At 60.7% G+C, this 24432-nt stretch carries 21 protein-coding genes; 8 read left to right on the top strand and 13 right to left on the bottom strand.

Annotated elements, in window-relative coordinates:
- Nucleotides 1-44 precede the first annotated feature (44 nt).
- The gene (locus PS14A_RS26095; protein ID WP_212617553.1) at nucleotides 45-1658 is read left to right on the top strand and encodes an EAL domain-containing protein; all 1614 of its coding nucleotides are present in this window, start codon (nucleotides 45-47) and stop codon (nucleotides 1656-1658) included.
- Here the strand turns inward: PS14A_RS26095 and PS14A_RS26090 are convergent.
- Nucleotides 1655-3445, bottom strand: coding sequence for an ATP-binding protein (locus PS14A_RS26090; RefSeq protein ID WP_212617552.1), 1791 nt, complete (start codon nucleotides 3443-3445; stop codon nucleotides 1655-1657). The two genes, PS14A_RS26095 and PS14A_RS26090, sit on opposite strands and share 4 nt — an antisense overlap.
- 10 nt (nucleotides 3446-3455) lie before the next feature.
- A complete protein-coding gene (algB, locus tag PS14A_RS26085; RefSeq protein ID WP_024014980.1) occupies nucleotides 3456-4802 on the bottom strand; it encodes a sigma-54-dependent response regulator transcription factor AlgB in 1347 nt (448 codons plus the stop codon).
- 428 nt (nucleotides 4803-5230) lie between these two features.
- Here algB and PS14A_RS26080 point away from each other — a divergent pair, with 428 nt between their 5' ends.
- From PS14A_RS26080 to PS14A_RS26060, 5 genes are all read left to right on the top strand, one after another.
- Complete coding sequence (locus PS14A_RS26080) at nucleotides 5231-5515, top strand: hypothetical protein (protein ID WP_212617551.1); 285 nt, start codon at nucleotides 5231-5233, stop codon at nucleotides 5513-5515.
- Nucleotides 5516-5589: 74 nt separating this feature from the next.
- Nucleotides 5590-5754 (top strand): DUF1328 domain-containing protein, encoded by a 165-nt coding sequence (locus PS14A_RS26075; RefSeq protein WP_003177151.1) that lies wholly within the window; start codon nucleotides 5590-5592, stop codon nucleotides 5752-5754.
- 2 nt (nucleotides 5755-5756) lie between these two features.
- Nucleotides 5757-6221: an inhibitor of vertebrate lysozyme family protein gene (locus tag PS14A_RS26070; RefSeq protein WP_016772356.1), complete on the top strand. Its 465-nt coding sequence runs from the start codon at nucleotides 5757-5759 to the stop codon at nucleotides 6219-6221.
- Between the two features lie 715 nt (nucleotides 6222-6936).
- Nucleotides 6937-8268, top strand: a complete 1332-nt coding sequence (gltP, locus tag PS14A_RS26065) for a glutamate/aspartate:proton symporter GltP (protein ID WP_039757150.1) — start codon at nucleotides 6937-6939, stop codon at nucleotides 8266-8268.
- 202 nt (nucleotides 8269-8470) lie between these two features.
- Nucleotides 8471-9700, top strand: a complete 1230-nt coding sequence (locus PS14A_RS26060) for a spore maturation protein (protein ID WP_130910435.1) — start codon at nucleotides 8471-8473, stop codon at nucleotides 9698-9700.
- Nucleotides 9701-9815: 115 nt separating this feature from the next.
- Here the strand turns inward: PS14A_RS26060 and PS14A_RS26055 are convergent, their stop codons facing one another.
- From PS14A_RS26055 to PS14A_RS26010, 10 genes are all read right to left on the bottom strand, one after another.
- Nucleotides 9816-10442: an ABC-type transport auxiliary lipoprotein family protein gene (locus PS14A_RS26055; RefSeq protein WP_212617550.1), complete on the bottom strand. Its 627-nt coding sequence runs from the start codon at nucleotides 10440-10442 to the stop codon at nucleotides 9816-9818.
- The gene (locus PS14A_RS26050) at nucleotides 10439-11377 is read right to left on the bottom strand and encodes an MlaD family protein (protein WP_130910437.1); all 939 of its coding nucleotides are present in this window, start codon (nucleotides 11375-11377) and stop codon (nucleotides 10439-10441) included. The genes PS14A_RS26055 and PS14A_RS26050 overlap by 4 nt, the downstream gene beginning before the upstream one ends.
- 1 nt (nucleotide 11378) lies before the next feature.
- Complete coding sequence (locus PS14A_RS26045; protein WP_122506332.1) at nucleotides 11379-12182, bottom strand: ATP-binding cassette domain-containing protein; 804 nt, start codon at nucleotides 12180-12182, stop codon at nucleotides 11379-11381.
- Nucleotides 12179-13327, bottom strand: coding sequence for an ABC transporter permease (locus PS14A_RS26040; RefSeq protein ID WP_130910438.1), 1149 nt, complete (start codon nucleotides 13325-13327; stop codon nucleotides 12179-12181). The genes PS14A_RS26045 and PS14A_RS26040 overlap by 4 nt, the downstream gene beginning before the upstream one ends.
- Before the next feature lie 54 nt (nucleotides 13328-13381).
- Entirely contained in the window at nucleotides 13382-14410 is a 1029-nt protein-coding gene (locus tag PS14A_RS26035; RefSeq protein ID WP_024014974.1) for a DUF5924 family protein, read from the bottom strand.
- A gap of 211 nt (nucleotides 14411-14621) precedes the next feature.
- Nucleotides 14622-16016 carry an insulinase family protein gene (locus tag PS14A_RS26030; RefSeq protein WP_212617549.1) on the bottom strand — a complete coding sequence of 465 codons (1395 nt, stop codon included), beginning with the start codon at nucleotides 16014-16016 and terminating at the stop codon, nucleotides 14622-14624.
- Between the two features lie 175 nt (nucleotides 16017-16191).
- Nucleotides 16192-17850 carry a Na/Pi cotransporter family protein gene (locus PS14A_RS26025; protein ID WP_212617548.1) on the bottom strand — a complete coding sequence of 553 codons (1659 nt, stop codon included), beginning with the start codon at nucleotides 17848-17850 and terminating at the stop codon, nucleotides 16192-16194.
- Between the two features lie 327 nt (nucleotides 17851-18177).
- Nucleotides 18178-18945 carry a TerC family protein gene (locus PS14A_RS26020; protein WP_071173939.1) on the bottom strand — a complete coding sequence of 256 codons (768 nt, stop codon included), beginning with the start codon at nucleotides 18943-18945 and terminating at the stop codon, nucleotides 18178-18180.
- An 85-nt stretch (nucleotides 18946-19030) separates the two neighbouring features.
- On the bottom strand, nucleotides 19031-20338 hold the full coding sequence (locus PS14A_RS26015) for a CitMHS family transporter (protein ID WP_039757164.1): 1308 nt from the start codon (nucleotides 20336-20338) through the stop codon (nucleotides 19031-19033).
- A gap of 403 nt (nucleotides 20339-20741) precedes the next feature.
- Nucleotides 20742-21068, bottom strand: coding sequence for a DOPA 4,5-dioxygenase family protein (locus PS14A_RS26010; RefSeq protein ID WP_212617547.1), 327 nt, complete (start codon nucleotides 21066-21068; stop codon nucleotides 20742-20744).
- An 81-nt stretch (nucleotides 21069-21149) separates the two neighbouring features.
- On the opposite strand from PS14A_RS26010, the gene PS14A_RS26005 reads away from it, so the two are divergent.
- Nucleotides 21150-21815, top strand: a complete 666-nt coding sequence (locus PS14A_RS26005; RefSeq protein ID WP_212617546.1) for an NAD(P)H-binding protein — start codon at nucleotides 21150-21152, stop codon at nucleotides 21813-21815.
- 23 nt (nucleotides 21816-21838) lie between these two features.
- Here the strand turns inward: PS14A_RS26005 and PS14A_RS26000 are convergent, their stop codons facing one another.
- Nucleotides 21839-22789: a LysR family transcriptional regulator gene (locus PS14A_RS26000; protein ID WP_212617545.1), complete on the bottom strand. Its 951-nt coding sequence runs from the start codon at nucleotides 22787-22789 to the stop codon at nucleotides 21839-21841.
- A gap of 114 nt (nucleotides 22790-22903) precedes the next feature.
- Here PS14A_RS26000 and betC point away from each other — a divergent pair, with 114 nt between their 5' ends.
- The gene (gene betC / locus PS14A_RS25995; protein WP_212617544.1) at nucleotides 22904-24418 is read left to right on the top strand and encodes a choline-sulfatase; all 1515 of its coding nucleotides are present in this window, start codon (nucleotides 22904-22906) and stop codon (nucleotides 24416-24418) included.
- Nucleotides 24419-24432: the final 14 nt, after the last annotated feature.

Raw genomic sequence — 24432 nt, 5'->3', positions numbered from 1 at the left:
CAATCAGCAGCTATAACTCATGGTAATTCTTCGGAAAATCCCTGATGGCTGCGACCCGAGAGACGCTGCGTAGCTGGTTTTATCGCCCTGTTTTTTTGGCGATGATCGCGGCTGTCCTCAGCGCCAGCCTGTTGATCGCCGGCGGTATGTTCGTGGCGATGCGCCAGATGGAAATGCGCGAGAGCCAGGAAATGAACGCCCAGGGCGAACGTTTCCTCGCGCGCCTCGAACAATTGTTCGGCCAGTTGCGCGAAAGTCTCGACGACCTTGAAGCCCAGCCCTTGCGCGGCTGCGACGAAGAAATGATCGCGACGTTGCAGCAAGTCACCTTCAACTATCGCTTTGTCTATGAAGCCGCCTACATGGACGCCTCGCGGTTCTGCTCCAACCGCCCGCGCCAGGAAGGTCTGTCGTTGGTGCGGGCGCCGGACATTCAGGGCCCTACCTACAGCTATTGGCTGAACACCACCACCGAACCCGATGAAAACCGCGCGGCGCTGATGCTCGGTCGCGGTAACTTTCGTGTCGCTACCTCGCGCGGACATTTGACCGACATGGTCGATCTGTCGCCAGGCAGCAGCCTGCTGGTGGTGCTCGATCACGGCACTCGCGCGATTCCGGTGCTCGGCACAGCACAGACCTGGCCACCGACCGAACCCTGGCCACCGAAGAGCCGTGATGCGCTGCAAGTCACGCAAACGCGGCTGATCTATCGCATGCCCACCGACAACCCGGAATATCAATTGGTGCTGATTACGCCGCGCACGGGCATGCACGTCCCGGCGGTGTGGTGGTGGCTGTTGCCGGTGTGCCTGATCGCCGGCGCCGTTGTCGGCTTTCTGACCTTGCTACTGGTGCGTCAGCGCCAGTCGCTGGATGCCGAGCTGCACGGGGCGATCCGCCGGGGTGAGTTGCAGGTGCTGTATCAGCCGATCTTCGATCTCGACAGCCGCAACTGCGTCGGCGCCGAAGCGCTGCTGCGCTGGCGGCGCCCGGACGGCACGCTGACCAGCCCCGACCTGTTCATTCCCATGGCGGAGAACACCGGGCAGATCCGGCAGATGACCGACTTCGTCTTGCAGCGTCTGCTCGAACAACTGGGCCAGTTACTGCGCGCCAATCCGCAGCTGTATATCTCGGTGAACCTCGCAGCCTGCGATGTCATGGTGCCGCGCATCGGCCAGGTCATGGCGCGGCTGCTCGCGCTGCACCGTGTCGCCGCGCGGCAGATAGCCTTCGAAGTCACTGAGCGCGGCCTGATTGATGTGGTGGTGGCGCGGGAGAACCTGCAAGCCTTGCGCGACGTTGGCCATCAGGTGCTGATCGATGATTTCGGCACCGGCTATTGCAGCCTCGCCTATCTGCAGACCTTGCCGGTGGACTGTTTGAAAATCGACAAGGCGTTTATCGATGCGCTCGGCCATGACGCGGCGAGCAGCGGCGTCGCTCCGCACATCATTCATATGGCGCAGGCGCTGGACCTGAAAGTGATTGCCGAAGGCATCGAGCTGGAATCCCAAGCCGCACTGCTCAGCAGTGAGGGGGTCAAGTTCGGTCAGGGCTGGCTGTTCGCCCACGCACTGAGCGCCGTGCAGTTCATCGAACTGATCACCCGCGGCAGGCGCCTCGCCGCGCGGCGTATGGACGACGAAGCCTAAACGGCCAGCGCCATGTAGAACTGGGTGCCCTGCCCCGGCCGCGAATAAACGCCCATGCGCCCGCCGTGCAGCTGGACGATTTCCTTGCACAGCGCCAGGCCAAGGCCGGCACCGCCCTTTTTGCGCCCGACCTGCACGAACGGCTCGAAAATCCGCCCCTGCTGGCCGTAGGCGATGCCTTCGCCATTGTCTTCGACGCTGATGATGACCCGCTCGCCATGGCGGCGTGCCTGCAGACGGATCTGCCCGTCGCGGGCGGTGTGGCGCAAGGCGTTGTCGATCAGATTGTCGAGGACTCGATCGAGTTGCGCCTGATCAGCCTGCAACCTCGGCAGCGGCCCTTGAATCTCGACGTTCAGCGCAACACCTTTGGCCGCAGCCACGTCGGCAAAGCGCAGCTGCGCCTGCTCCAGCAGGTCATCAATGGAACATGGCGCCAGAGTGAGTTTCTGTAGGCCGTTCTGGTAGCGCGAGAAATTCAGCAAGTCGTTGATCAATTGCATCAGGCGCTGCATTTCTTCGTTGACCGTATCCAGCAGGTCGGCTTCGCGCGATTCAGCCGGGAATTTCGCCCGCTCGCGAAACAGCCCGAAGGCCATGTGCATGCCTGTGACCGGCGTGCGCAGTTCATGGGAAGCGCGCAAGACAAACTCACTGCGCACGCGCTCGAACGCGCGTTGCTCGGTGACGTCGTGCAGCACCATCACCGCGCCGAGAATATGCCCCTGGGTATGACTGACCGGCGTCAGGCTGTAGGTCAGCAGGCGCGATTCGCCATCGACTTCGATACTCAGATCTTCCGGCGCACGCTCCAGCGTGCCGCCGCGCAGGACCAATTGCAGTTGCGCATCCAGCTCCGGGCGCCCAAGTGCGGTGCCCAAGCCTTGGCCCAGTCGATCGTCTTCCCAGCCCAACTGGCGCTGAGCCACCGGGTTGAGGTGTTCGAGCTGACCCTGGCGGTCAATCATCAACAAACCGTCGTCGATACTGTCGAGCACCGCTTGCAAGCGCTGCTGACCGGCCAACAGTTCGTCGACATTCATCGCCTGGTGTTCGCGCAACGCCTCGGCCATCAGGCCGAAGCGTCGCGACAGCAGGTTGACTTCCATGGCCGTGGAAATCGGCAGGGTCACGTCATAGTTGCCCTGGCCGATGTTGTCGGCAGCCTTGGCCAGCGCTTCGATCGGCGCGCCGAAACGTCGGGCGATGCCTTGGGCGGTGACGAAACCGATGATCAGCACCGCCAGCCCGACCAGACCAAGCAGCCCGGCAATCAACAAGGCACGTTCGCGAGCGGCGTGTTGCACCTCATTGATACTGTCCAGCGCGTGCTTGTGCTCAGCGATCAAACCGTTACGGAGAATATTGAAACGCTCGCGGAAATCCGCGCTGGTGCTCGCGTTCTTCGCCGCTTCGGCGGTCACGTCGAATGAGGCGAGGAAGTTCAGGTAGTCGGCCTTGGCCTGGCGGAAACCGTAAGGCTGGTCATCGCCCTCCGGCTGCTGGGCGATGCCTTGGTCGAGCAACTCGAAGTAGTGCTGCCTGGACGCTTCGAACGCAACGGGATCGGGTTTTTCGGCGAGCATGATGATCAATTGATCACCCAGGGTCTGGCGCAGCTTGAGGCCCAGATCCAGGGTGACGAAGTTGCTGCGCACCAGCGCTTCCTGTGACCCGGCCATCTGCATCACGCTGACCAGCCCGAGCAAGAGCCCGAGCAAGGCCACGGTGATCAACGCAGAAATGCTCAGGAACAGGCGCGTGCGCAGCTTGATCGCCAGTTTCATCGCGCAGTGCTCACAGGTTGTACTGCTTGCGTTTGCGATACAGGGTCGAGGCGTCGATGCCGAGGGTTTTCGCCGCTTGGTCCAAAGTGCCGGCGGTGGCCAGCACCGCGCCGATGTGCGCTTTCTCCAGCTCGTCCAAGCTCAGTGCCGCGCCGACCCGTGGCGCATTGTTGGCCGGTTGTTCGGCCATGCCCAGGTGGCTGATTTCCACGCGTTCCTGTGGGCAGATGATGCTGGCCCGCTCGACCACGTTGCGCAGTTCGCGGATATTGCCCGGCCAGCGATAACCGAGCAGTGCTTCGCGCGCCTCATCGCTGAAGCCGCGCGCTGGGCGTGCGTACTCTTTGACGAAACGTGCAAGGAAGCGATCGGCGAGGGTCAGGATGTCTTCGGCGCGCTCGCGCAATGGCGGCAGATGCAGGGTAATGACGTTGAGGCGATAGAGCAGGTCTTCGCGGAAGCGTCCGTCGCGGACCATGTCTTCGAGGTTGAGGTTGGTGGCGGCGAGGATGCGCACATCGGCACGGCGAGTGACCGGATCGCCGACCCGCTCGTATTCCTTGTCCTGGATGAAGCGCAGCAATTTGGGTTGCAACGTCAGCGGAAAGTCGCCGATCTCGTCGAGAAACAGCGTACCGCCGTCCGCCTGGTTGACCCGACCCAAAGTACTCTCGCTGGCGCCGGTGAACGCGCCACGGCTATGGCCGAACAGCTCGCTTTCCATCAGCTCGGCAGTCAGCGACGGGCAGTTGATAGTGACGCAGGATTTCTTCTCGCGCTTGCTCCAGCCGTGGATCGCACGGGCCAGTTCACCTTTACCCGTACCGGACTCGCCAAGGATAAGAATGTTGGCGTCGGTGCTTGCGACCTGCCGTGCGGTTTCCAGCACGACTTTCATCGCCGGGCTGTGGGAATCGAGACCGTCTTTCGGTTTGCGGATCTCGCCTTCCAGCGCTTCAAGGCGCGCGGAGAGCTGGCGCACTTCCAGCTGCTTGGCGGTGGCCAGGCGCAGTTGATCAGGGCTGCACGGCTTGACCAGATAATCGGCGGCACCGGCCTGGATGGCGTCAACCGCGGTGTCGACTGCTGAATGAGCAGTGACAATCACTACGCGCATCCACGGCGCCTGAATGCGCATTTGCGCGAGGACGTCGAGACCGTTGTCCTCGCCCAGGCGCAAATCAAGGAAGCACAGATCGAAGACCTGACGTTGCAGCAAAGCATCGGCCTGGGCCGCGCTATTGGCGGTGGCTACCGTATAGCCTTCGTCTTCGAGGCAATAACGAAACGTACGCAGGATGGCGGATTCATCGTCCACCAGCAGAATGCGGCCTTGTTGCTCAGTGGCAGATTCCATTTTTCCTACGCTCCATAGTGATTAGTCTTGGGTTAGTCCCGGAAAAATCGGGCAAGTTGCATGGTTGATTCTGAACGATACCAGCCATAGGAGGGTAGCTCTCTACTGCCATAACGGCCAATTCATTGATTTCGTTGAGTTTTAAAACCTTCTGCGTTTTGCAGGGCAGATCCTGCGTCCTCTTCTGACATCTGCGTACCGGTAGCAATTCCATATCATCGAAATTTCCCACGAAATAATCGTGCATTGCGCACGACCGCAGAAGAGCCATCGTGCAGGATGCGTCGCAGGAAATTTCCGAAGAGTACGTAACCTGTTGTTTTTATTGATAATTTTTTACACCAAAAAACTGGCATGCAGGCTGCAATACCTCACTCAGCCCGGGCAGAACAGCACTGCCCCAACAGAACAAGCGTGAGGAACACAGGATGACTCGCCCAATCGCCGCCCAAGTACCTATTTCGCCACTGCAGATCCAGCAAGGTCTGTTCGGTGTACTGGCGTTGCTGATCACCCTGATCGTCTGCCAGCAGTACATGAGCTGGGAAAACAGCCGTAAGCCCGAGCCACTGATTTCGATGCAGCACAGCACTCAAACGCACTTCAGTGCCGTGAGCAGCAGCCAAGCTGAAAACGCTTCGATGCACATGATCGATGTCGACCAGGCGCAACCGCTGGATCAATTGCCACGGGAAGAGCGCTGGGTTTTCTAAGCCTTTGAACACATTCGGGCGCGTAGCGCCGGAAACCGGAAACACCCCTAAATAGAGAAGTAAGGAGAATCACCATGTTGAGCTGGGCAATTACATTCTTGATCATTGCCATCATCGCCGCCGTTCTGGGCTTCGGTGGTATCGCGGGCACTGCCACGGGTATCGCCAAGATTCTCTTTGTCGTGTTCCTGGTGATGTTCATCGCTTCCTTCTTCTTTGGCCGTCGCGGCCGAGGTTAACGATGATCGGTCTCAAGACATTGGCCGCCGCCCTGCTTCTGGGCGGCAGTGCCATGGCCATGGCGGCCAATGACGGCCAGACCCGGGTCAACGAACTGCTCGCCTCCGACGCGCAGTACCGTGAAACCTGGGAAGGCGTGATCAAAAAGGAAGAGCGCGTACCGGAATGGGTGATCAACCTGTCCGGCACCTCCGAACAACAGATGCATGCCGTTACGGAAGATGGCGATCAGTATCTGGTCGGCCCGCTCTGCGAGAGTCAGGACAAGTGTCTGAATCACCGTTTGATCGTGGCCTTCAGCTTCGACAAGGATGACGCCTACGCCATGCTGGTCGATGTGCCGGAAGGTCTGCCGCAGGACAAGTCGCCGACGCGACACGCGACTTATCGCTTCTTCGGCAAACCTGATCAGGGCATGCAGGATCTGCTGATGGAAACCCTGAAGAAAGATCCGAAGTGGTACTGATGCAGGACGCGTAAAGATTTCGAACACGAAAGCAGCGCCCCGCTGCTTTCCATTGCACCGCCCGATGAGGGTCGGTGCATGACCAGGGGGCCGGGACGTTCTGACTGATACAGGGTCGGAGTGACCTACGGGTACAGGGAGTACCTGCGCAAGGGCCGGGTCAGGGTAAAAGCTGCGCCGCAGGTTCGTCGACCCGGTGGTCTGACGAATCTGCGCTGGGCTTTGAATCAGCTAAAACATTGATCCAGCACGCCAAATTCCTTTTTTCAATCGTCGACACTGCGAGGAAAACATTTCGTGGTGTTTCCTGGCGACCGTATATCGACAAAGATCGCGCTCGTTCCGTGTGACTTCTAGTCTTGCGATTCAGACTTTTTCCGGAAATTTCTGCCGGTTTTGCCTGTGCAAAATATAACCAGCCTACGCTGTAACGGCCGGTTCACGGCACTTATGCCGGCACAAATGTCACAATCGAACCGCTTGGGACGCCAGTTTCAAATGAAAAAGCTCATGCCGATTAGGCATAGGGTAGGCGTTTACGGCATTAGACGGCGCCACCTTGCATCGGAATAGTTGCGCCTTTTTTCGCCTGCCGAAGAGCCGTAAACACGCGCTTCGGGGCACCTTATACGGAGGCAGATGCACAGACTTTTCCGCTGATGAGCGTTCCAGTTCCTGCATGTGCCTGAGTCAAACGCAAGTAAGGGTAAAGATAATGAAGAAGGCAAAAATCAGCCTCGCCTGGCAGATCCTCATCGGTCTGGTTCTGGGGATTGCACTGGGTGCGTTGCTCAACCACTTCAGCGCCGAAAAGGCCTGGTGGATCAGCAACGTCCTGCAACCGGCAGGCGATATCTTTATCCGTCTGATCAAGATGATCGTGATCCCGATCGTCATTTCCTCGCTGATCGTCGGCATCGCTGGCGTCGGCGACGCCAAGAAACTCGGGCGTATCGGCCTGAAGACCATCATCTATTTCGAGATCGTCACCACCATCGCCATCGTTGTCGGCCTGGTGCTGGCCAACGTGTTCCATCCGGGCACCGGCATCGACATGAGCACTCTGGGCACGGTCGACATCTCGAAGTACCAGGCGACCGCCGCCGAAGTGCAGCATGAACATGCATTCATCGAAACCATCCTCAACCTGATCCCGTCGAACATCTTCGCGGCCATGGCTCGCGGCGAAATGCTGCCGATCATCTTCTTCTCCGTGCTGTTCGGTCTCGGCCTGTCGAGCCTGCAGTCGGACCTGCGCGAGCCGCTGGTGAAGATGTTCCAGGGCGTTTCGGAAAGCATGTTCAAAGTCACCCACATGATCATGAACTACGCCCCGATCGGCGTGTTCGCCCTGATCGCGGTGACCGTGGCCAACTTCGGCTTCGCCTCGCTGCTGCCGCTGGCGAAACTGGTGATTCTGGTTTACGTCGCCATCGCCTTCTTCGCCTTCGTCGTGCTGGGCCTGATCGCCAAGCTGTTCGGCTTCTCGGTGCTCAAGCTGATGCGTATCTTCAAGGATGAGCTGGTGCTGGCCTACTCCACCGCTTCCTCGGAAACCGTGCTGCCACGTGTCATCGAGAAGATGGAAGCCTACGGCGCGCCGAAAGCCATCTGCAGCTTCGTGGTACCGACCGGTTACTCGTTCAACCTCGACGGCTCGACCCTGTACCAGTCGATCGCGGCGATCTTCATTGCCCAGCTGTACGGCATCGACCTGTCGATCAGCCAGCAACTGCTGCTGGTGTTGACCCTGATGGTCACCTCCAAAGGCATCGCCGGCGTACCGGGTGTGTCCTTCGTAGTGCTGCTGGCCACTCTGGGCAGCGTGGGTATTCCGCTGGAAGGCCTGGCGTTCATCGCTGGTGTCGACCGCATCATGGACATGGCGCGTACCGCACTGAACGTGATCGGTAACGCCCTGGCGGTGCTGGTGATCGCGCGCTGGGAAGGCATGTACGACGACGCCAAGGGCGAGCGCTACTGGAACTCCCTGCCGCACTGGCGCAGCAAGGAAAAACTGCCGGCGGGCGAGATTTCCAAGAACTGATGCAAAACCCTGTGGGAGCGAGCCTGCTCGCGAAGACGGTGTATCAATCTACAGAGATGTTGAATGTTCCGGCCTCTTCGCAAGCAGGCTCGCTCCCACAATGATTGATGCAAGCCCCACCAACGAACCCCGGAGAAATCCGGGGTTTGTCGTTTCTGGCGACCCCGCTATCATTCGCCGCATTCTTCGGGGGATTTGACTGATGCTTAATGGCCTGTGGCTTGGCTTCTTCATCGTGGCAGCCGTGTCGGCGCTGGCGCAGTGGCTGATCGGCGGCAACGCCGGGATCTTCGCGGCGATGGTGGAAAGCATTTTCGCCATGGCCAAGCTCTCGGTCGAAGTCATGGTCCTGCTGTTCGGCACCCTCACCTTGTGGCTGGGCTTTCTGCGCATCGCCGAAAAGGCCGGGATCGTCGAATGGCTGGCCAAGGTCCTCGGCCCGCTGTTTCTGCGGCTGATGCCGGAAGTACCGGCCGGTCACCCTGCCCTCGGCCTGATCACGCTGAACTTCGCCGCCAACGGCCTGGGCCTGGATAACGCCGCCACCCCGATCGGCCTGAAAGCCATGAAAGCGTTGCAGGAGCTCAATCCCAGCGCCACCATCGCCAGCAACGCGCAGATCCTCTTTCTGGTGCTCAATGCCTCGTCGTTGACCCTGCTGCCCGTGACCATCTTCATGTACCGCGCCCAGCAAGGCGCGCCGGATCCGACGCTGGTGTTCCTGCCGATTCTGCTGGCGACCAGTTGCTCGACCATTGTCGGTTTTCTTTCCGTAGCCTTCATGCAGCGCCTGCGCATCTGGGACCCGGTGGTCCTCGCCTATCTGCTGCCCGGCGCGCTGATCCTTGGCGGCTTCATGGCCCTGCTTGGTACGCTTTCTGCGACAGCACTGGCGGGATTGTCGTCGATCCTCGGCAATCTCACGCTGTTCGGCTTGATCATGCTGTTCCTGCTGATCGGCGCAATGCGCAAGGTCAAGGTGTACGAGGCGTTCGTCGAAGGCGCGAAAGAAGGCTTCGATGTGGCGAAGAATCTTTTGCCGTATCTGGTCGCGATGCTGTGTGCGGTTGGCGTGCTGCGCGCGTCTGGTGCGCTGGATTTCGGCCTGGACGGCATTCGCCATCTGGTCGAGTGGGCCGGTTGGGACACGCGCTTCGTCGATGCATTGCCGACGGCGATGGTCAAACCGTTTTCCGGCAGCGCGGCGCGGGCGATGCTCATCGAGACCATGCAGACTTCCGGCGTCGACAGCTTCCCGGCGCTGGTCGCGGCGACGGTGCAGGGCAGTACCGAAACCACGTTCTATGTGCTGGCGGTGTACTTCGGCGCGGTGGGGATTCAACGCGCACGGCACGCGGTGGGGTGTGCGTTGCTGGCGGAGTTCGCTGGTGTGGTCGGCGCTATCGCTGTCTGCTACTGGTTCTTCGGCTGAGCAAAATTCCCATGTGGGAGCGAGCCTGCTCGCGAAGTCGGAGTGTCAGTCAACGCTTAAGTGACTGATAAACCGCTTTCGCGAGCAGGCTCGCTCCCACAGGAGTTGTGGTGTGTCAGCGCGGTTGCGGGGCGAGTTTCTGGCCTTGCTCCACGGCCCAGGCCACAACCTTGGCCGTAAGGCGATCACTGGCCTTACCAAACCCGGCGACCACCGCTGGCACCTGCACATCATTCAACGGCTGGCGCTCTTCAAAACGGCGGCTGGCGAGGATGCGCTGGTCATAGCCGCGCACCAGCAATGCATCGACCCGCACCACGACGCCGGCCTGGGTGCCCTGATATTCGGTCTGAAACGCCTGCAAACTGCCGCCCAGTTCCAGGTCCGCCTGGAAGTTGCTGTCGTCGGTGCTCAGCAGCGTCACCCGACCATCACGCTGAAATCCATCGAGCAGGCGATTGCGCAGCAGTACCGGCGCCGGATCGCTCCAGCGCGAGCCCTTGTAGCTGCTGATCACATCGCCCTGCGGGATCACGGCAATGCTCGGCCGGTTCAGTGCTTCGCTGGCCTGCAATTTATTCAAGCGCAGCGACCACGGCTGAACCGTCGCCGGGCTGGCCGATGCGTGCGTCGGTGCGGCAGGCAGGCGGTAGACGTCCGAGGGTTCCGACTTGGGCAAGATCGAGCACGCGCCGATCAGGGTCAGGCCAGCGCCGAGCAGGGCGATTCGAGTCAGCTTCATGGGGTGAATTCCTTGTTCTTGTCGCTGCCCAGCAGGTAGCCGCTGGGGTTGGCCTCGAGGCGTTGGGAAATGGCGCGCAGCGAGGTCAGCGTTTCGCGCAGCTCGCGAATCGCCGGGGCCAGGCCGTTGAGGCCCTGCATGCCGTTATCCAGGGAATTCTGGTTTTTGCTGAGCAAACCGTTGATGGTCACGCTGCTTTGCTCAAGCGATTTCATCGCCTGCTCGGCGCTGCCCAAAGCCTGTTTGCCCTGATCATTGAGCAGGCCGTTGGCGTTGCGCATCAGCAGTGAGGTCTGCTCGAGCATGCTGCCGGCCTGTTTGCCGACGGTCGCCAGTTGCTGCATGGCTTGTTTGATGTCGCCGCGCTGGTCGTTGATGGTACCGGTGGTCTGTTCCAGATGGGCGAGGGTCTTGCTCACGCGCTCGACGTTTTCCGCGGAGAACATGTGGTTGGCGTTTTGCAGCAGGGCGCTGATGCCGGTCATCAAGTCGCTGCTGTCATTGAGCAGACGCGAAATAGGCGAGGGCGAGGCGATCAGCGTCGGCAGCTTGCCGTCATGCCCGCGCAGTTTTGGGCTCTCGGGTGTGCCGCCACTGAGCTGGATGATCGAGGTGCCGGTGATCCCGGTCAGCGCCAGTTTGGCCTGGGTGTCTTCCTTGACCGGCGTGTCGCCCGCCAGACGAATCCGCGCCAGCACCCGGCGCGGGTCCTGCGGATCAAGGCGCAGGCTGACCACGTCACCGACCTTGATCCCGCTGTACTGCACCGAGCTGCCCTTGGACAGACCGCTGACCGCCTCGTTGAATACCACTTCGTAATCCTTGAACTCGGTGTCGACGCTGGATTTGGCCAGAAACAGGCCGAAGAGCAGGGCGCCGGCCACGACGATCACCGTGAACAGGCCGATCAACACATGATGGGCTCGGGTTTCCATATCAGACCTCGTTGAGCAGTTTGGCGGCGTCCAGCGCCGAGCGGCCGCGCGGGCCGTGGAAGTATTCGTGAATCCACGCGTCGGCGGTTTCAGAGACGTCGTCGATAGGGCCGGCAACCAGCACTTTCTTTTGCGCCAGCACCGCCACGCGATCGGTGATGGTGTACAGCGTGTCGAGATCGTGGGTGACCAGGAACACACTCAGACCCAACGCATCACGCAGGGTCAGGATCAACTGATCGAACTGCGCCGCGCCGATCGGATCTAGGCCGGCGGTGGGTTCGTCGAGAAACAGAATGTCCGGATCCAGCGCCAGGGCCCGCGCCAGCGCCGCACGCTTGATCATGCCGCCGGACAGCGACGCCGGGTATTTGTCCGCCGCCGACAACGGCAGCCCGGCCAGCGCCAGTTTCACCGCCGCCAGATGCTCGGCGTCGTGACGGCTGAGGCCGGCGTGTTCGATAAGGGGCAGGGCGACATTCTCGGTCACGGTCAGCGAGGAAAACAGCGCGCCTTTCTGAAACAACACACCAAAGCGCCTTTCGATCAATGAGCGTTCATGCTCGGGCAGATTCGGCAGGTTCTGGCCGAAGACCTTGACCATGCCCTCGCTGGGCCGATTCAGCCCGACGATGCTGCGCAGCAACACCGATTTGCCGGTGCCGGAGCCACCGACCACGGCGAGGATTTCGCCCTTGTACACGTCCAGATCAAGGTTCTCGTGCACGCTCTGCGGGCCGAAGCGATTGCACAGGCCACGGACTTCGATCACCGCCTCCGAGGGCGCGCGGGGTAGACGACTCACCAGCCCATCTCCATGAAAAACAGCGCGGCCACCGCATCGAGCACGATCACCACGAAAATCGACTGGACCACGCTGGACGTGGTGTGCGCGCCGACCGACTCGGCGCTGCCGCTGACCTTGAAGCCTTCCAGGCAACCGATCGCCGCGATCAGGAAGGCGAAGATCGGCGCCTTCACCAAGCCGACCAGAAAATGCTGAATGCCGATGTCCGATTGCAGCAGCGAGAGGAACATCGCCGGCGAGATGTCCAGCGACACTGCGCAGACCACGCCGCCGCCAACAATCCCCGAGAGCATCGCCAGGAACGTCAGCATCGGCAGCGCCACCAGCAGCGCCAGCACGCGCGGCACTACCAGCAACTCGATGGGGTCGAGGCCGAGTGTGCGGATCGCGTCGATTTCTTCGTTGGCCTTCATCGAGCCGATCTGCGCGGTGAAGGCACTGGCGGTGCGCCCGGCCATCAGGATCGCCGTGAGCAGCACGCCGAATTCGCGCAGGAACGAGAAGCCGACCAGGTCCACGGTAAAAATCGTCGCGCCGAAACTGGCCAGCACTGTGGCGCCGAGAAACGCCACCACCGCGCCGACCAGAAACGTCAGCAGGGCCACGATCGGCGCGGCGTCGAGACCGGTCTGCTCGATGTGCGCGATCATCGGTGTAATGCGCCAGCGCTTGGGCCGCAACAGACCACGGGCGATGACTTCGAGAATCAGGCCGACGAAGCCAAGCAGCTGCATCGTGTCTTTCCACACCGTATCCACTGCGCGGCCGATGCGCGTCAGCAGTTGCACGCTGACGCTGACCTCCGGCTCCTTGATCGGCACGCAGAAATCACTCAGCGAGCAGTACACGGTTTGCAGCAAGGCGCGGTCGGCAGTTGAAAGGGTGCAATCGGGGTGTTCGGCGGTTTTGCCCAAGCGTTCGGAACCGAGCAGCTCGACCAGCAACGATGCGCCAGCGGTGTCGAGGGCACCGAGGTCGTTGAGGTCTATCGGTGTATTGGCGTCGTACTGGCCATGGAGCTTTTCGCTCAGGTGCTTGAGCGCGGTGTAATGGGCGAGCGTCCAGTCGCCGCTGACCCGCAGGCGGGCAGGGCTGAACGCGGTGTCCAGGTGGGCACTGCCGGGGGTTGGGCTGCTGGTCATAAGCTCCGTGCTTGTACGGCCGTTACGAGATCCTACGTAATAGCACGAACCGGATTACTTTTCTTTGGCCGGTGTGCTGTCGGTGATAGCGAAACGCAGCACGCCGATCAACTGCCCGTCCTCGGTCAACACCCGCACCTGCCACTTGCCCGCCGGGTTGCCGGGGAAATTCTGTTTGTGCGTCCACGCCCGGTAGCCTTCCTTGCGCCCGCCATGGATGTCGAGGGCGATGCGGTCGACCTCTTTGCCGTTGAAGGTCCACACGTGATAAATCCGCTCGTCGAGACCGCGCGGCGCGTTGATCGCAGTGTAGGCGTAGAGCCCGCCGCTGCGGATCTGCTCGGCGCTGACGGTATCGAGGCTGGCGCCGGGGGTGCGATCCTGCAGCTGCGTGCTGATCGCTACGTCGGTCATCCACAGCGTTGCCGGCGGCACCCACGAACGCAGCGCCCAACCGACGCCGCCGATGCCGACTGTGATGAACAGAATCGCCAGGGCATTGCGCACCGTGCGGATCGGGAAGATCGACGCCAGGCTCGGGAACGACAGCAGCACGGCAATCCCCAGCGCCCATTTGAAACTCTGCGCGGTGGTCAGGTGCATGATCACTGGCAGCGCGGTGAGCAGGGCGGCGAACAGGGTCAGGGTGTGCAGCGCGAGAAACGCCCAGCGCCGTGGCGCCAGCCATTTGTAGTACAGCGGATCGACGATAGAGATCAGTGCAGCAACGCTGAGCAGCCCCGTGAAGACAAACTGGCCGCTGTTCCACGTGGTGGTGATGAAGAAGAACGGCAGGACGAAAAACAGGCTTTCCTGATGGATCATCTGCGTCGCGTAGCGCAGCAGCGGCTGGGGAATCTCGCGTTTAAAGATTCTCGTGAACAGGCCGGTCAGGGTGTTTTCCAGCATCAGCCAGATCCAGCTGAGCAGCATGATCACCGTGATCCAGCTGGCCAGCCCCTGTTGGCGATCGACGAGGATGAAACTGCCGACCCCGGAAATGAAACCACCCGCCGCGATCAACCCGGGGTAGCGCTTCATCAGCTCGAGAAGGCGCTGGATAAGGAGGGTCAGTTTTGGCATTTTGGCGGTTCACGACGATAGGGGGAAAATCCCGGAAAGGTTAACGCCGCATGCCCCCTGTGGCGAGGGGATTTATCCCCGATCGGCGGCGCCGCCGTCGTAGATCCTGCAAGCGAATTTTGTCTGGATATACCGAGCTGCCCTTATTGGAGCTGCTGCGCAGCCCATCGGGAATAAATCCCCTCGCCACAAGTGCTCACTCACCACGGGATTAATGGCTTCCAGCAATTTTGTGGCGGCGATGCAGGCGCCAGCCGATCACGATCAGCAGCAATACGCCGACACCACCAGCGACCAGCCACAACACCTGATCATCACTGATCAACGGCTTCTCGATCCGGATATACCCCGGCTGCAGCAACAGCTCGCGCATCGCCTTGTTCGCCGCTTCCAGCGTCACCCCTTGCAGCTCGCGCGCGGGATTGGCAAAGCGGCCATCCTGATAGTCGGCCAGCGCGCTCCAGTAATAGTCCGCCAGCGCGCTGTTGCCCTGCACGGCCCAGGCCTGGTGAGCAATGGCGGCTTGTTTGATGCGGGCGAAAGTGCTCGGGTCGAGGCCGTTTTTCAGCAGGTCGGCTTTGAGGTCATCGAGTACCTGGATGGCTTCGTCGACGTCATCGCGATCCAGGTCCGCGTTGAGGCTCATGAAGCCGACACCGCCGAATACTTCACGCTCGGCCCACGGCCCGTACGACAAGCCGTGGTTGAGGCGAATCTGCCGGTACAGCGCCCAGTCGAGGTAATCCTTGAGAATGTCGAACGTCTGGTCGTACTGATCGTCGAGCACCGGTTCCGGCACCAGCCAGTGCAGTTTGGCGCTGTCGCCGATAAAGCCACGGGTAAGGGTGCGCTCATGGGCGGCGCTGGTGCGGATGTCCGGCAGCGCGCGGTGTTCGGTAGGCTCGACCGGCTCCAGCTCACCCCAGGTACGCTCGAGATAGGCCGGCAGCAGTTTGTCGAGTTCGCCGACAACGATCAGGGTCATGTTGTTCGGCGCGTACCAGGCTTTGCGCACCTTCTCCAATTGCTCTTGGGTCAGATGGCCGACTTCGGCACGCTGCGGGCATTTCAGTCCCAGCTCGACAGCCAGTTGATTGCTCGCGGTATGACCGAGGTCCTGACGGTCGAGGAAACGTTGCAGCCTGGTGTAATGCCCGCCGTCCTCACGCTCGACCACCCGTTTCGCCGCGTTGATTGCGTTGTCGTCGATGCGTGTCTGGGTCAGCAGCGCGAGCAGCAGGTCAAGCACCTTGCGCTGGTTTTTCGCCGGGGCTTCGATGACGAACGTGGTGTCGGCATTGCTGGTGAACGCATTCCAGTCCCCGCCCAGCGCCTGCATGCGTTCTTCCAGACCGCCTTCGCCGGTGGCGTCGATACCGCTGAACAGCAGGTGTTCGAGCAAATGCGGCAGCTCTTTCTCGTCGCAGCCAAAATCATCGAGGCCGACGCCGACCACCAGCCGTATCGCCACATGCCCACGCTCGGTGCCGGGCTTGAGCATCAGTTGCAAACCGTTGGGCAGCGCATAGCCTTCGACCTGAAAGCGATCCAGGGCAAAGGCGGGCAGGGAACCGAGCAACAGACAGGCGAACAACAGGCAACGCATAACAGGCTTCCATACGGCTGATTTGGAGATCCGTGTCGTCAGTCAGGCCCCATCGCTGGCAAGCCAGCTCCCACAAGGATCTGCGGCGCTCACAAAACCCTGTGGGAGCTGGCTTGCCAGCGATGACGGTCTCAAGGCTGAACCACTGTAACTGACTGACCCCAGCCCCAGACGTTCAAGGCGAATGCGTAATGTCGGCCATGTCATCCACCGCCAGCGCGCCGGTGTCCGCCGTTTCCAGCACGACATAGGCGCTGCTGCAGAACAGCGAATTGAGCCGTTTCATGTCGGCAATCAATTCCAGATGCAGCGAACTGGTCTCCAGACTCTGCACGATCTTGCGTTGCAACCGGCTGACGTGCGCATGGGCCAGACGCCGTTCCTGCGCGCGAAAGCGGCGTTTCTCCCGCAGCAACTGCCGCGCGCTCTCGCGGTCGCCGCTGAGAAACACCGACAGGCCCAGGCGCAGGTTGGCAATCAGTTGCTGCTGCAGCCCGGCGAGGTCTTCCAGGCCTTCTTCGGAAAACGAACGCCGTTGCGAAGTCTTCTGCTGCTGGATCTTGCGCAGCATGCGCTCGATCAGGTCGGCGGCGAGTTTCAGGTTGATCGCCAGTTCGATGATCTCGGCCCAGCGCCGACTGTCCTGCTCGCCGAGATCTTCGCGGGGCATCTGCGCCAGATACAGCTTGATCGCGCTGTACAGCGCCTCGACGTCGTCGGTCAGTCGGCGCATCTCCTGAGTGACGGCGGTCTGCTTGCCGCTCAGCACATCGAGGGAGGCGTCGAGCATGTTGTCGAGCAGATCGCCCATGCGCAGGGTTTCCCGCGCGGCATTGGCCAGCGCCAGGCTCGGCGTGACCAGCGCGGTCGGGTCGAGATGGCGCGGTTTGGCGGTTCCGTTGACCTCCGGCCGCTCCGGCAGCAGCCACGCACAGAGCCGCGCCATCGGCCCGACGCTCGGCAGCAGGATCAGGCAGCGCGCGGTGTTGTAGAGCAGGTGGAAGCCGATGACCATTTCCTGCGGGCTGAAATCGAGGCTGTCGATCCAGTGCACCAGCGGGTCGAGCACCGGGATGATCAGCAGCAGGCCGATCAGTTTGTACAGCAGACTGCCCAGCGCCACCTGGCGGCCGGCGGCGTTCTGCATGCTGGTGCTCATGAAGGCGAGAATGCCGCTGCCGATGTTGGCGCCGATCACCAGACCGATTGCCACCGGCAGGCTGATCACCGCAGCCCCGGCCAGCGTGGCGGTGAGCAGCACGGCGGCGAGGCTGGAGTAGGAAATCATCGCAAACAACGCGCCGACCAGGGCGTCGAGCAAAATGTCGCCGGTCAGCGAGGCGAAAATCACCTTCACCCCTTGCGCGTGCGTAATCGGCGCGGCGGCCTCGACGATCAATTGCAGGGCGAGAATGATCAGCCCGAGACCAATGGACACCCGGCCCATCTGCCCGAGCCGCGTCTGTTTGCGCGACAGAAAGAAAATCACCCCGAGGAAAATCAGCAGCGGCGACAGCCACGACAGATCGAGGGTCAGCACCCGCGCCATCAACGCGGTACCGACGTCTGCGCCGAGCATGGTCGCCAGCGCCGGGGTCAGCGCCATCAGACCCTGCCCGACAAACGAAGTGACCAGCATCGCCGTAGCGTTGCTGCTCTGCACCATGGCGGTGACGAGAATACCGGCGATGAACGCCAGCCATTTCCTCGACATGTTCTGGCCGATGACATGTCGCAGATTGGTGCCATAAACCCGCAGGATGCCGGTTCGGACGATGTGCGTGCCCCAGATCAGCAGGGCGACGGCGGACAGCAAATTGAGCAGGGTGAGCATGCAGACCCCCTGTAGTAGCGGCGCCCCAGAGGGGCAAGTGGACGGCACCGCGCGGTTTCTACCTTCTTGATACTTAAGCTGTAGTTGGCGAACGGTCTCGGCGCCAGCATTGCACAGCTAAAGCGTGGATTGAAACAAAAGTGTCATCAAAACAAATGCATCCACTCACCGAATCCGACACGTTTTCCCTCTGTTGCCCAAAACAACTGTGGGAGCGAGCCTGCTCGCGAAAGCGGTGGGCCAGCCAACATTGTTGTCGACTGGCACTCCATCTTCGCGAGCAGGCTCGCTCCCACAGGGGTGTAGCGTGCTGCCGGGACTACCGGATTATTGGCCCGGAACATCCTTGCGCAGTTTCACCGGATCCTGTTGCTGTCTCTTCTTGGCCATCGCGCCGCGCAGTTTGATGTTGATAGCCTCAACCGCCAGCGAGAACGCCATGGCGAAGTAGACGTAGCCTTTTGGCACGTGCACGTCGAACGATTCGGCGATCAGCACGGTACCGACCACCAGCAGGAAGGACAGGGCGAGCATTTTCAGCGACGGGTGCTTGTCGATGAATTCGCTGATCTTGCCCGACGCCAGCATCATCACCAGCACTGCCACGACGATCGCCGCGACCATGACCGGAACGTGGGAGACCATGCCGACGGCGGTGATCACCGAGTCCAGCGAGAAGACGATATCGATGATCGCGATCTGGATGATGGTGTAGAGGAAGTTGCCGCCCTTGCCCGATGGCGCGTCGTCGCTTTCGTCTTCACCTTCCAGCGCGTGGTACATCTCCTGCGAACTCTTCCACAACAGGAACAGGCCACCGAAGAACAGGATCAGGTCGCGACCGGAGATGCCCTGGCCGAACACTTCGAAAAGATCGGCAGTGAGGCGCATGACCCAGGTGATCGACAGCAGCAACAGGATCCGCGTGATCATGGCCAAGCCAAGACCGAAGATCCGCGTGCGCTGCTGCATGTGTTTGGGCATGCGGCTGACCAGGATCGAAATCATGATGATGTTATCGATACCGAGGACGATTTCCAGGGCGGTCAGGGTAAAGAAGGCAACCCAGATTTCGGGGTTGGTCAGCCAATCCATGTGTATTCCTTTGAGCAATTGTTAAACCGAAAAAGGTCCGGGCTTCAAACCGCGAAGCCAGGACCCGTTACGGTGAGTCTTGGGCTTATAGAGTGCTGAACACCGGGAAAGTCCCCAACAGCAGTGCAGCAATCAAAATGCAGATACACACCAGGATCGCCCATTTCAGGGTAAAACGCTGGTGATCACCGAAATCGATGCCGGCCAGCGCCACCAACAGATAGGTCGACGGCACCAACGGGCTCAGCAAGTGGACGGGCTGGCCGACAATCGAGGCACGGGCCATTTCCACCGCAGTGATTCCATAGTGGCTGGCCGCTTCGGCCAGCACCGGCAACACGCCATAGTAGAAAGCGTCGTTGGACATGAAGAAGGTGAACGGCATGCTCACCAGCGCCGTAATCACCGCTAGGTACGGGCCGAGGAAATCCGGAATCACCGCCAACAGGCTCTTCGACATCGCATCGACCATGCCGGTGCCCGACAGGATACCGGTGAAGATACCGGCCGCAAAGATCAGCCCGACCACTGCCAGCACGCTGCCGGAATGCGCGGCGACGCGATCCTTCTGCATTTGCAGGCACGGGTAGTTGACGATCATGGCAATACTGAACGCCACCATGAACAGCACCGGCAGCGGCAACAGGCCACCGATCAGCGTGCACATCAGGCCGAAAGTCAGTGCGGCGTTGAACCAGATCAGCTTCGGACGGCGTGCGTCTGGGAATTGCGAGACGCTGATTTCACTGTGATCGATCTCGTCGCCGACCAAGTGCAGTTCACCGAGGCGGGCGCGTTCACGTTTACCGTAGAAGTAGGCAATCAGCAGGATCGCCACGACACCGGCGGCCATCGCCGGGATCATCGGCACGAAAATGTCCGACGGATCCACATGCAGGGCACTCGCTGCGCGAGCGGTCGGGCCGCCCCACGGGGTCATGTTCATCACGCCACCGGCGAGGATGATCAGACCGGCCATGATTCGTGGGCTCATGCCGATGCGACTGTACAGCGGCAGCATCGCGGCCACGCAGATCATGTAAGTGGTCGCGCCGTCACCATCGAGGGAAACGACGAGCGCCAGAACGGCGGTGCCGACCGAAACTTTCAACGGGTCGCCCTTGACCAGTTTGAGGATCTTGCGCACGGCCGGGTCGAACAGGCCGGAGTCGATCATCAGGGCGAAATACAGAATGGCGAACATCAGCATCACGCCGGTCGGCGCCAGTTTGGTGATGCCTTCGAGCATCATCGGGCCGATCTTCGGCGCAAAACCACCGAACAGAGCGAACAAAATCGGGATGATGATCAGGGCGATCAGCGCGGACAGGCGCTTGGTCATGATCAGGAACATGAACGTGATGACCATGGCGAAGCCAAGGAAAGTCAGCATGGGAATACTCCAGGCGTAGCGCGGCTAATGGAATGAGCGGATCGGGCGGGATCAGCGCAGAGCGGGAGGCGCGAGGCGTACGGGCGGAGTGACCAGCAGGAAGCGGGAGAAACGGCGGGTTGCAGAGGACATCAGAATCACCATTGTTGTTGTTAATTGGGCCGGGCCTGTGGAGCAAATACAGGTCTTGGGCCAACCGGTCTGTTGCCGGGAGTGAGGCGATCCTAATCGGGGAAGCTTTCAGCTACCTTTCGCTATTGAAAGCGGTGAATGAACGGCCAACCGGCGGTCGGATGCGACCAGGGCCAATAAAGACGGGGTTGGCAGCGATGTGGGTAAACGCACTGACAGCGCCGGCTGGCAGTCTGGACATATCCGTTTTCAGTTCGGCGTCAGCATCTGGTTAAAAAATCGACAGATCCAGCGGCCGCACCGCGCCCATCCAGATCGCGTGTTCGGTGTGGTCGAGCAAGTCGTCGCCCGTGTCCGGATGCAGGAACACCACCAGGCCTCTGCGGTTGAGTGCCAGCCATGGCAGCACCTCGCCAATCAGCTCGGGGCCGAAAGCCAGTTGGCAGCTCCAGTCGGGGTGCGGCCCTACCGGGCGTTCGTGCACGCGGCCCATTTTCAGCGCAAACAACTGCGCGGCCTGTTCGCACAAGGCCCGCGCCTGGTCGATGGTTTGCGCGTCGAAATAGACATGGGCGTGATAGCCCTTGATCCCTTGCATCGTGTCGCCTCTCAATCGGTTCGAACCCTTGGCTGTTTCCACCGTCACAGGTCATATAGGACAACTATAAGGAAAACAGCCATGAAAAATGCCGAGACCCCAGTGCTCAAAGTGGTGCTTTATGGTGCCATGGCCAGCCTGGGCGGTGCATTGATGGCTGAATTGCTCCGTCGGCAACACGAAGTCATCGCCATTCTCGACGATCTCACCGCACTTGCGCCGCGTCCGGGGTTGCGCACCAAGACCGGCGATCTGTTCGATGCCGAGCGGGTCAATCAAAGCGTCGCCGGAAGCTCGGCGGTGATTTGCCTGCTGGACGCTCCGGGGTTGCCGTTCAGCAGCGACCACGTTGAGCGCTCGGTGACGCTGGGGCCGGTGGAACAAGTGCTGGCAGTCGACGCCTTGGTCGAAGGCTTGCAACTGGCCAGCGTGCCGCGCCTGTTTCTGGTCGGCAACTTCGGTGTGCTCGACGAGCCTGAAAATGACGAGCGTCTGCAGCGTCATGCTGCCGAAGAAATCCTCGAGGCGGTACAAAGCAGCTCACTGCGCTGGACCTTGGTCAATGCGCCGCATGGCGTGGCCGGGTTGACCATCGAGCACTTCAGTCAGGTCGGCGGCAATCTCGAACCGGGGCTGGCCGAACCGCTGGAGCGCCTGAACCGTGTCGCGGTGGGCATCGCCGATGAGCTGCGGTTGAATCTGCATGTGGGGCAGCATGTGAATTTTGTGGCGGCTTCTGATTCGTAAAAGATCGTCCGATCTTTTGCTCTTCATACCGCAATAGAAGGCAACGCCAACCCGTTCAACGATTCCGCACTGCTGGCCTGCTCGGCCATCAACCAGTCAACGAACAGTTGAATCAACGCACCCCGACGCTTGCGTTGCGGCAACACCACGTAATACCCAAGCCGCGAAAGAGTGGTTTCCGCCAGCGGCCGGCACAGCAAACCCTGCACCAGCAAGTTATCCACAAGGTGACGCCAACCGATCGCCACGCCTTGTCCGCCAATCGCCGCTTGAATCAGCAAGGTGTAATTGTCGAAACGCAATTGCCCCGGCGCTGGAGGCGTAGTCAGGCCAAGTTGACGGAACAGCCCGCTCCAGTCGAACCAGTTGCTGCTGTTTTCGCCGCGCAGGTGTAGCAGCGGAAATTCCAGCAGTGCCTGAGCGGGCAACGGCAATGAACGCTCCTTGAGCAGCAGCGGACTGCACACCGGGAATACTTCTTCGCTGAACAACCAGTGGCTCTCGCCCTGCTTGAATCGACCATCGCCAAACAGGATCGCCACGTCGATGTCGGTGCGCAGCATGTTGTGGTTGCGCTCGCTGGTGACCAGGCTGACATCGATGTGCGGATTGGCTTCGTGGAAGCGATGCAGACGCGGCATCAACCAATAGGCGGCAAAGGCGAAATCGGTGGCTACCTGCAGCACTTCATGCTGCTGTTGAGTGCTAATTGCGCTTAATCCTGCGTCGATATTCTGCAAACCTAGGGCAACTTGCTCGAAAAGCAGGCTGCCCACCTCAGTCAATTCGATGCCCCGGTAGATCCGATCGAACAGGCGTGTACCGAGCTGCTCCTCCAGACGTTTTATCTGCTGGCTGATAGCCGGTTGCGTGGTGCCAAGCTCCACCGCAGCAGCGGTAAAACTGCGATGGCGCGCCGCCGCTTCAAAAGCGCGCAGCAGATCTAGGGACAGGTCACCGAGGGCGTCATACATAAGCTGTGCTTATCCTAGTCATTGTCGGGCGCGGGCTTTACCGAAGGAGGCATGGGATCCATCCTCGATCACAGCACTCTCGCATAAATATTCAACATGGAATGCCGCGATCACATGAAGCGCAAGAACATTCTTTTCATCATGGCCGATCAAATGGCCGCGCCAATGTTGCCGTTCTACGGCCCATCGCCGATCAAACTGCCGAATCTATCCCGCCTCGCCGCCCAAGGCGTGGTGTTCGATGCTGCCTATTGCAACAGCCCGCTGTGCGCGCCGTCGCGCTTCACCCTGGTCAGTGGCCAGTTGCCGAGCAAGATCGGCGCCTACGACAACGCCGCTGATTTCCCTGCCGACATTCCGACTTACGCGCATTACCTGCGGCGTCTCGGCTACCGCACCGCACTGTCGGGCAAGATGCATTTCTGCGGGCCGGACCAGTTGCACGGTTATGAAGAACGCCTGACCAGCGACATCTACCCGGCCGATTACGGTTGGGCGGTGAACTGGGACGAGCCGGACGTGCGGCCGAGCTGGTATCACAATATGTCTTCCGTGCTGCAAGCCGGGCCGTGCGTGCGTACCAATCAGCTGGATTTCGACGAAGAGGTGGTGTTCAAGGCGCAGCAATATCTGTTCGATCACATTCGCGAGGACGGCGAGCAACCGTTCTGCCTGACCGTGTCGATGACCCACCCGCACGATCCGTACACGATTCCCAAGGCTTTCTGGGATCTGTATGACGATGCCGATATCCCGTTGCCTACAGCCTTGAACCAGGACCAACTCGATCCGCACTCGCAACGTCTGCTCAAGGTTTACGACCTGTGGGACAAGCCGCTGCCTGTGGATAAGATCCGCGATGCCCGTCGCGCCTACTTCGGTGCTTGCAGCTATATCGACGCCAATGTCGGCAAGCTGCTGCAAACCCTTGAGGAAACCGGGCTGATCGACGACACCGTCATCGTCTTCTCCGGTGACCATGGCGACATGCTCGGCGAGAAGGGCCTCTGGTACAAAATGCACTGGTTCGAGATGGCCGCGCGGGTGCCGCTGCTGATCAGCGCACCGGGACAATTCGAGGCGGGCCGGGTCAGCGCCGCGGTTTCCACCGCCGACTTGCTGCCGACGTTCGTGGATCTGGCCGGTGGCACGCTTGAGCCGGGCCTGCCACTGGACGGCCGTTCCTTGCTGCCGCACCTGCAAGGGCAGGGCGGGCATGACGAGGTGTTCGGCGAATACATGGCCGAAGGCACTGTCAGCCCGCTGATGATGATCCGCCGGGGCGCCTTCAAATTTATCTACAGCGAAAGCGACCCGTGCCTACTCTTCGATGTGGATAACGATCCGCGCGAAGAAGAGGAACTGAGCCAATCGCCGCAACATCGTCAGCTGTTCGAAGACTTTCTCTCTGAAGCGCGGGCCAAGTGGGACATTCCGGCAATCCATCGGGACGTGCTGGCCAGCCAGCGCCGACGCCGTTTCGTCGCCGATGCGTTAACCATCGGCAAGCTGAAGAGCTGGGACCACCAGCCGCTGGTCGATGCCAGTCAGCAGTACATGCGCAACCACATCGACCTTGATGATCTGGAGCGCAAGGCCCGTTATCCACAACCCTGCCAAAACCAATAAGTTAAGGGGAAGTC

The organism is Pseudomonas sp. 14A (assembly GCF_018132745.1).
GTDB classification, from domain to species: Bacteria; Pseudomonadota; Gammaproteobacteria; order Pseudomonadales; family Pseudomonadaceae; genus Aquipseudomonas; species Aquipseudomonas mercuritolerans.
This window is presented reverse-complemented; position numbering and strand designations above follow the sequence as displayed.

Coding starts and splice junctions, on each gene's coding strand:
- PS14A_RS26005 (WP_212617546.1), top strand. CDS start 21,150: ATGAAAAATGCCGAGACCCCAGTGCTCAAAGTGGTGCTTTATGGTGCC.
- PS14A_RS26070 (WP_016772356.1), top strand. CDS start 5,757: ATGATCGGTCTCAAGACATTGGCCGCCGCCCTGCTTCTGGGCGGCAGT.
- PS14A_RS26025 (WP_212617548.1), bottom strand. CDS start 17,850: ATGCTCACCCTGCTCAATTTGCTGTCCGCCGTCGCCCTGCTGATCTGG.
- PS14A_RS26035 (WP_024014974.1), bottom strand. CDS start 14,410: ATGCCAAAACTGACCCTCCTTATCCAGCGCCTTCTCGAGCTGATGAAG.
- PS14A_RS26030 (WP_212617549.1), bottom strand. CDS start 16,016: ATGCGTTGCCTGTTGTTCGCCTGTCTGTTGCTCGGTTCCCTGCCCGCC.
- PS14A_RS26040 (WP_130910438.1), bottom strand. CDS start 13,327: ATGACCAGCAGCCCAACCCCCGGCAGTGCCCACCTGGACACCGCGTTC.
- PS14A_RS26090 (WP_212617552.1), bottom strand. CDS start 3,445: ATGAAACTGGCGATCAAGCTGCGCACGCGCCTGTTCCTGAGCATTTCT.
- PS14A_RS26020 (WP_071173939.1), bottom strand. CDS start 18,945: ATGGATTGGCTGACCAACCCCGAAATCTGGGTTGCCTTCTTTACCCTG.
- algB (WP_024014980.1), bottom strand. CDS start 4,802: ATGGAATCTGCCACTGAGCAACAAGGCCGCATTCTGCTGGTGGACGAT.
- PS14A_RS26080 (WP_212617551.1), top strand. CDS start 5,231: ATGACTCGCCCAATCGCCGCCCAAGTACCTATTTCGCCACTGCAGATC.
- betC (WP_212617544.1), top strand. CDS start 22,904: ATGAAGCGCAAGAACATTCTTTTCATCATGGCCGATCAAATGGCCGCG.
- PS14A_RS26050 (WP_130910437.1), bottom strand. CDS start 11,377: ATGGAAACCCGAGCCCATCATGTGTTGATCGGCCTGTTCACGGTGATC.
- PS14A_RS26075 (WP_003177151.1), top strand. CDS start 5,590: ATGTTGAGCTGGGCAATTACATTCTTGATCATTGCCATCATCGCCGCC.
- PS14A_RS26010 (WP_212617547.1), bottom strand. CDS start 21,068: ATGCAAGGGATCAAGGGCTATCACGCCCATGTCTATTTCGACGCGCAA.
- PS14A_RS26015 (WP_039757164.1), bottom strand. CDS start 20,338: ATGCTGACTTTCCTTGGCTTCGCCATGGTCATCACGTTCATGTTCCTG.
- gltP (WP_039757150.1), top strand. CDS start 6,937: ATGAAGAAGGCAAAAATCAGCCTCGCCTGGCAGATCCTCATCGGTCTG.
- PS14A_RS26055 (WP_212617550.1), bottom strand. CDS start 10,442: ATGAAGCTGACTCGAATCGCCCTGCTCGGCGCTGGCCTGACCCTGATC.
- PS14A_RS26095 (WP_212617553.1), top strand. CDS start 45: ATGGCTGCGACCCGAGAGACGCTGCGTAGCTGGTTTTATCGCCCTGTT.
- PS14A_RS26060 (WP_130910435.1), top strand. CDS start 8,471: ATGCTTAATGGCCTGTGGCTTGGCTTCTTCATCGTGGCAGCCGTGTCG.
- PS14A_RS26000 (WP_212617545.1), bottom strand. CDS start 22,789: ATGTATGACGCCCTCGGTGACCTGTCCCTAGATCTGCTGCGCGCTTTT.